Annotated in this window: 2 protein-coding genes; one reads left to right on the top strand and one right to left on the bottom strand. The window is 41.5% G+C overall.

The features are described 5' to 3' along the window. The coding region (locus H5122_RS19340) for a retention module-containing protein (protein WP_182713007.1) at positions 1-5,894 on the bottom strand (5,894 nt) is incomplete at its 3' end. 239 nt (positions 5,895-6,133) lie between these two features. Between H5122_RS19340 and H5122_RS19335 the strand changes: the two genes are divergently transcribed. Next, entirely contained in the window at positions 6,134-8,110 is a 1,977-nt protein-coding gene (locus tag H5122_RS19335) for a TolC family outer membrane protein (protein WP_182672498.1), read from the top strand. Positions 8,111-8,147: the final 37 nt, after the last annotated feature.

Below are 8,147 nucleotides of genomic sequence, written 5' to 3'. Positions count from 1 at the left end.
TTACCACTGCTGTTTGCTGTGCTCTCGTTGCCTGCCGCATCGGTAATACTCGCGCTTACAGTAAAGTCACCTTGTGCAAGGGCACCTGGAATCTCAATGTTCCAGTGGCCATCGCTGCCAACTAGAGTCTCAATGGTTTGCACAGCGCCTGCGCTGTCGGTGATGGTGAGTGTAACAGTGCCACCAATTTCATTACTGGTGCCCTGAAGCTCTGGTGTTAAGTCGCTGACATCGCCTACGTTTTGAATGGTGAGTATTGGCGCTTGCGTGTCTAACGTAATTGTATCTGTAACTGTTGTCGTATTTCCTGCTTCGTCAGATACACTCACTTCGATGGTGTTATCACCTTCATTTAAATCTGTTTGTGGAGTTACTTCCCAGTTACCATTTGCATCTACTGTGGTGCTAAGTGTTTGTTCAACTCCATTTTCATCTGTAATAACAACTGTGATACTGGTACCAACGTCTGCATCACTAGTGCCTGAAATAGTAGGTGTTGAGTCGTTAGTTACAGTATCAAAGTTAACGGTTAAGCTAGGTCCTGATGTATCTATAATGCCTGTAGCAGTATCTGAAGCGCTATTTCCTGCAGCATCAGATACTTCAGCTTCTACAGAATAATCGCCCGAGGCCAACTCTTGGGAAAGTTCAACACTCCAATTACCATCGGCATCTGTTGTTGTGCTAAATGTGCGAACAACCCCTTGAGAATCAGTAACCGTTAAATTTATAACTGTGCCTGCAACTACGTCAGTTGTGTTACCAGAAATAACCGGTGTTGTATCATTACTTGTTTCTAGTTCATTTACTTGTATGGTTGGAGGCGTAATATCAATTACAGCATCAAGCTCTGCATTTGCGCTTCCACCACCTATGTCTGTTACTGTCGCACTAATTAAAATGGTGCCTTCAGCCAAATCGGCTGGCGGAGTAACACTCCAAAGTCCGTTTTCATCAACAACCGTAGTTAAAGTAATTATTCCACCCGCTGAGTCAGTGATCTGAACTTCAACTTGAGAGCCAACTTGTGCATTAAAAGTATCACCATTTATTTGAGGTGTTTGATCGTTAGTTTCGCCAATAACATCAATGGTAATAGTCAATGCGCTTGTATCAATTGTGCCTGAAGCACTTGCTGTGCCTTCATTACCAGCGCTATCACTAATACTTGCATCTACAGAGTAGGTTCCTTCAGCTAAAGCCGCAGGTACTTCTACTGTCCAACTTCCGTCTGCAATTACTTGTGCTGAAATTGTTTGTACTGCACCATTTGCATCGGTCACTGTTAAAGTTATGGTTGAACCAGCAGGCTCCCCGCTAACCGTGCCTGAAATGGTCGGTGTTGTATCACTCGTATCGCCTAGTGCATTAATAGTAACTATTGGCGCTGTGGTATCAACTTCTCCCGTTGTTGTGGCTGTGGTTTCATTACCTGCGTTATCGGTAACCGATACTTCAACAGTAAATTCGCCTTCACTTAATTCGTTCGGTACATCAACACTAAAGGTGCCATCGGCTTGTACTTCTGTGGTAATAGTTTGTGGATTACCTGCTTCATCAGTTACGGTAATAGTAACAACCGTGCCCTCTGGCTCCCCCGTTGCGGTGCCTGAAATAGTTGGGGTGGTGTCGTTAGTATCACCTACTGGGTCAATAATAACTGTTGGCGCGGCAGTATCAACTTCGCCTGTTGTTGTTGCTGTAGTTTCATTACCTGCTGTATCGGTAACCGATACTTCAACCGTAAACTCACCTTCACTTAATTCATTTGGTACATCAACACTAAATGTGCCATCGGCTTGCACTTCAGTGGTAATGATTTGTGGGTTACCTGCGTCATCAGTTACTTTAATAGTAACAACCGTGCCCTCTGGCTCCCCCGTTGCGGTGCCTGAAATAGTTGGGGTGGTGTCGTTAGTATCACCTACTGGGTCAATAATAACTGTTGGCGCGGTAGTATCAACTTCGCCTGTTGTTGTTGCGGTAGTTTCATTACCTGCTGTATCGGTAACCGATACTTCAACGGTAAATTCACCTTCACTTAATTCATTTGGTACATCAACACTAAAGGTGCCATCGGCTTGTACTTCTGTGGTAATAGTTTGTGGGTTACCTGCTTCATCCGTAACTATAATAGTAACAACCGTGCCTTCTGGTTCGCCCGTTGCGGTGCCTGAAATAGTTGGTGTTGTATCGTTGCTATCCGCCAGTGCATCAATCGTAATATTTGGTGCGGTATTATCGATAGTTCCCTGTGCAGAAGCTTCACTTTGGTTACCTGCTTCATCACTCACGATGGCATTAACACTAAAGTCACCTTCAACTAACTCATTAGTAGTATCGGCTGTCCAGCTACCATCAGCTAGCGTTTGTGTTGTAATTGTTTGTGTATTACCACCAGCATCTGTAACGATTAACGTAACAGTTGTTCCGGCTGGTACATTTTGTACAGAACCTGAAATTGTTGGAGTAGTATCGGCGCTATCTGGGATTGTATTAATTGCTATAATTGGAGCTGATAAATCAATTGTTCCACTAACAGTATCGCTTGCTTCATTACCCGCAGCGTCTGTTACTGTTGCTGTAATTGTAAAATCGCCTTCAGCAACAGCTTGAGTTGCACCTACTTGCCAAGTTCCATCTTCTGACACAACCGCCGTCAATGTTTGAGACTCACCATTTGCATCAGTAACTAAAACACTAACAAGGCTACCCGGTGCTACATCACTCGTTGTTCCGCTAAATGTAGGCGTTGTATCGTTTGAATCAGCAAAGTCATTTATTGCAACTAAAGGAGGGGTGGTATCAACTGAGCCTAATTGTGAATCTTGAGCTGCGTTACCCGCATTATCAGATACATTAGCTGTTACTGTAAAATCCCCCTCACTTAAAGCAGTTGGAATCTCAATACTCCAAGTACCATCAGCACTTATAGTAGTCACTAACTGTTGCTCTGCTCCTAGACTATCGGTAACAATTAAAGTTACTTCACTACCCGATGCTAATCCTTGGGTAGAGCCTGTAAGAGTAGGTGTTGTATCGTTTGTATCTGCGATATTGTTAATAGTTACACTTGGTGCAGTTAAATCAACCGTACCTGTAACAGTTGCAGTACTGCTATTACCAGCAGTATCACTAACACTCGCTGTTACTGTGAAATCTCCTTCACTGAGATCTGCAATAATATCCGCTGTATATGTACCATCGGCATTTGTAATTGTTGTGAGTGTTTGTTCATTGCCTTCGCTGTCAGTTATTACTAAGGTAACTTCTGTTCCTGCTGGTACATCAATTACGTTGCCACTTACTGATGGGGTTACATCATTCGTATCCTCAATAGGATTAATCGTGATTGCAGGATCTGTTAAATCAATTTCTCCTGTTTCACTTGCAGAAGCTGTATTACCCGCAGCATCAGTTACAGTTGCAACCACACTAAACTGGCCTTCAACTAATTCATTACTTGCCTCAACTGACCAGCTTCCGTCAGCACCAGTAACTACTTGCACGGTTTCTGCTACGCCATCGCTTCCTGTAAATGTAACGGTTACTACCGCACCAGGCTCTACGTCTTGGGTAGAGCCGCTAATTGTTGGTGTTGTATCGTTAGTATCAATAATAAAATTAATGCTTACAGTTAAATCAACATTACCTACTGCACTTGCTTGCGCCTCATTGCCCGAGTCATCTATAACCGCTGCAACTACAGTAAAGTCGCCCTCAGGCAGAGGGTTTGTTACTTGTGCAGACCACGAACCATCTTCTTGCGTCACTGCTAGTAATGTAAATGTGCTGCCATCGCTTGCAGTAATAGTTAAAGTGATGGTTGTACCTGCAGGCACATTACCGGTGTTACCACTTAAAAATGGAGTGGTATCGTTAGTATTAGCAATTGCATCGATTTGAATTGAGATAGGAGCAAACGTTATTTCGCCGTTTGTTTGCGCAGATGCCTCATTACCCGCAGCATCTGATACTGACGCAGTTGCGGTAAATTCACCACCTGGCAAGATTTCATTAGCATCAACACTCCATGTGCCATCTTCATTTAATAAAGTAGTTAAAGTTTGTACGTTACCGTTAATATCGGTTACTAATACTGTAATAACAGAGCCCGCAGGAGCGTCTTCCACCCTACCTACAAATGTTGGTGTAGTATCGTTAGTATCAGCAATTGCAGTAACGGTAATATCAGGGTTTGTTAAATCAACAACACCTTGGTTATTTGCTTGGGCTTGATTACCTGCAGCATCACTTACACTTGCATCAACCTCAAACTGCCCTTCAGCCAATGGCGTAGTTACGTCGATAGACCAATCCCCATCAGCGTTAGTTTGGGTTAATAATGTTTGAGTTTGACCATCAAAATCGGTAATAACCACACTAATAATAGAGCCTGCAGGTACATCTTGCGCGTTACCTGTAATCGTTGGCGTGGTGTCTTGAGTGTCGTTAATATTATTAATTTGTACCGAAGGCGCCGTTAAATCAATTACTCCTGAATCACTTGCTAATGCTAAGTTTCCTACACTGTCGCTTACTTGTGCATCAACAGTAAAATCACCTTCAGGTAAAGGAGTCCCTACTTCTACACTCCAGCTTCCATCGGCTTGGGTAACTGCAGTTAATGTTTGTATTTGTCCTGCACTATCTGTAACAGTAATTGTTACTTGAGTGCCCTCAGGAACACCATTTGTTGTTCCAACAAGTGGTGGTGTTGAGTTATTTGTTTCATCAGTTACATTTACGGTGATTACCGGAGCAGTTAAATCTACATTCGCTAAAGCTTGGTCTATAGCTTGATTTCCAGCTGCATCAATCGCAACAGCGCTTACGTTAAACTCCCCTTCAGATAAAGGTGAGGTGGTAGTAATTACCCAATTTCCTTGAGCATCAACCTGAGTAACTATTGTTTGTACCGTACCTGCACTATCCGTTAACGTGACTGATACATTATCCCCAGTATTCAAACCAGATACTGTCCCTGTCACTGTCACTGTTTGCGAAGCAGAATCGGCAACAGGATCAATAGCAATAAGTGGAGGTGTTGTATCAACCTCAATTGAAATAGTGTCGTTTATAGGATTACCAACAGGATCCGTCGCTTCAACAACAACCGTTACAGGGCCATCAGCAATTGGTGTTGGTAGGGTTATTTCAAAGGTACCATCAGGGCCAATTACAACACTAACTACTTGAGAGTTTCCATCAACATCAGTTACCGTTACATTAACCGTTTCGCCGATTAAGTTTTCGCTCGTACCGGTGATTGTGGGTTGTGATGAGTTAGTAATACCTAGCTCATTAAGTGAAATAGAAGCAGTAGTTGAATCAGGCACGATACCATCAGAGGTATCTCTTAAGTTAAAAGCTTCAGTAGCGCCTTGATCAAAAGATGAATCAAAAGTAACACTACTAGGGTCAACACTTTCAGAAATTCGGGTTAGCTGTACAAACGAACTGCCTCCATCTGCACCCGCAGCGTTACCCCCACCAGCGGCTGTTGCCTCTAAATTATCTAAAATGTCCCCATCACCTTCTAACGCATCTAAAAAATCTGTTACATCAGAATTAGCCGCTGTTGATGGGTCTTGCTCTGCCCCTAAATCTAAGCTTGCAATTGCTTCATCTAAACTTTCATCAAAAACAGTTGTTTCGCTAGAGTCTCTGGCTTCTTTCGCTAATAAGTCTGGTGTTATTTTTACCTTTTGATTGGCGGGTATAGATAAGGTTTCACCTTGCACATCAATTTGTAGAGACGATTTAATAGCAGTAACAACTAAATCACCCACGGTGATAGTGTCACCAACATTTAATGCTCTTATTGACCCATCATCCAGCACAACACCTGCCGAACCTTGAATATCAATAACTACCAGTTGATTTGCTTCCATTTTGGTACCCTCAAACTTTTTAAAATAACAATCTAATAAGTTAAAGGTAGGACAAAAAAGCCACATAGATACTGTACTCAAGTACAGGTTTAAAAGAAAAATTCAAAAATAAAAAATCAACAAAAAAGTGGTAGAAATTTTTTTTTATGCTAACCAAAACGATTACTTGCAAAAATGGTATTCCTTTACTAAATACTTAAGGGAGCATTTTCGGTCTTAACAGGATCTAAGAGGAAGAAATGATTACAAAAAACACTTTTAAGAAACATCAAGAGACTATGTTAATCGGACTAACGATTACTGCCGCAACTCTACTAAACTATGTGCATGCAAATGAACAATCAGCAATGCCACTTACCTATGTCTCAAGTAAAGCGATTGAAAACAATCCTGAAGTACAAGAAGCATGGCATGCTTTTAAATCTTCGATTTATGGAGTAGATGCTGCCCGCTCAGGTTATTTACCAAGTGTTGATGTATCAGCAAGCGCGGGCTATGAAAGAAGAAATTACGGTGTTGAAGAAGAATATAACCGTAATACAGCCGAGTTAAGTGTTACTCAAATGCTTTACGACGGTTTTAGAACCTCGAATACTGTTGATCGCTTTAAACGCATTCAACTCATTAGGTACTTTGAGCTTATTTCTCAAACAGAACAAACAGCACTTGAAGCCTCAATAGCCCTGCTCGACGTACAAAAATTTAAAGAGTTAGTACAACTTGCAGAAGCAAATTTACAAGAGCACGAGTCTGTATATCAACAAATAGAACAAAGTGTAGGAGCTGGTGTAGCGCGCGCTGCCGATCTAGAACAAATTAGTGGGCGCTTATCTTTAGCACAATCTAACGTATTAACGGAGTACTCAAATTTACATGATGTAAGCGCTCGCTACTTAAGGGTTGTAGGAGAGCTTCCTATGAACGATATAAAGCAAGCTGACCTTGATGAAAAAAATATACCAATTTCAGTTAATCAAGCGCTAGACGTCGCTTACAAAAATAGCCCTTCATTTTACGCCTCTTTGTATAATATTGAAGCACAAAAAGCGAACGCAAAAGCACAAAAAGCAGCGTTTCATCCTAACGTAGATTTATCTGCCCGCTACGGTAGCCAAGATAGAGATGAACTTGGTCAAAATGAAACCAGAACAGAAGCGCGAGTCGGCATCGATATTAGCTATAATTTATATAATGGTGGTCTTGATAATGCTAATTTAGAACAAGCCTATCAGGATATAAACATTGCAAAGTATCAACGCGATCAGTCTTGTATTGATATTCGTCAGAGTCTGCAAATTGCTTATTACAACGTCACTATATTAGAGCAAAAGTTACCGGCGCTTGATCAACACCGCGAATCATCAACTAAAGTTAAAATTGCATATAAGGATCAATTCGATATAGGCCAACGAACTCTACTAGACGTACTTGATGCCGAAAACGAATCATTTCAATCAACACGTTCATACATAGTGGCGCTTTACGACCGTCAATCAGCTATTTTAACTATGCTAAAAGAAATGGGGAAATTACTGCCAGCACTTAACGTGATGTCAGATAAATACCCTACATTAAAAGAGCTAACTGACGACCCTATTGTTCATAACGCACAAAATATCTGTCCGAGTTACGATGTAGCAACCACTTTTAGCCGCAAGGCATTTCTTCAAAAAAAAGCTAAGCAAGATAATGCATACATGAGTGTAACGGCTATGCCAAGGTACTTAGATATACCGCTGGAAACCGACACGACAGCAAGCAGCTTTACCGATGATGATGGTGACGGCGTACCAAATGAGCAAGACACTTGCCCAAGCACACCTTTGAGTACAAATGTAGATTTATCTGGTTGCACAATTTATAGCGCATCAACCTCGAATATAGAAATTGGTATTCCTTTTTCTGCTGACTCAAGCGATGTAAGGTCTCAATATATTCAAGAAATTAGTCGGCTTGCAGATTTTTTAAAAGAGAACCCAACTAAACAGGTTGAAATACAAGGTCATGCCTCTTTAGATGGAGACCGTAAATATAACCGTAAACTATCAGAAAAACGTGCGTTTGCCGTAGCTGAAATTCTGATTAAGCAATTCGATGTAGAACCTAAACGTGTTAAATCGTTCGGGTATGGCATCGATCAACCACGTGTAAACGAAATATCAGTAAGAGCAAATGCTGCGAATCGACGTATCGAAGCTGTAATTACCGATATCTAAGTCAATTAACGTTATGTAAATAACCTAAACTCGGCAT

The sequence above is a fragment of the Pseudoalteromonas sp. SG43-8 genome (genome assembly GCF_014164245.1).
Lineage (GTDB): Bacteria > Pseudomonadota > Gammaproteobacteria > Enterobacterales > Alteromonadaceae > Pseudoalteromonas > Pseudoalteromonas distincta.
Note: the sequence above shows the minus strand (reverse complement) of the source record. Positions and strands in the feature narration are given on the sequence as shown.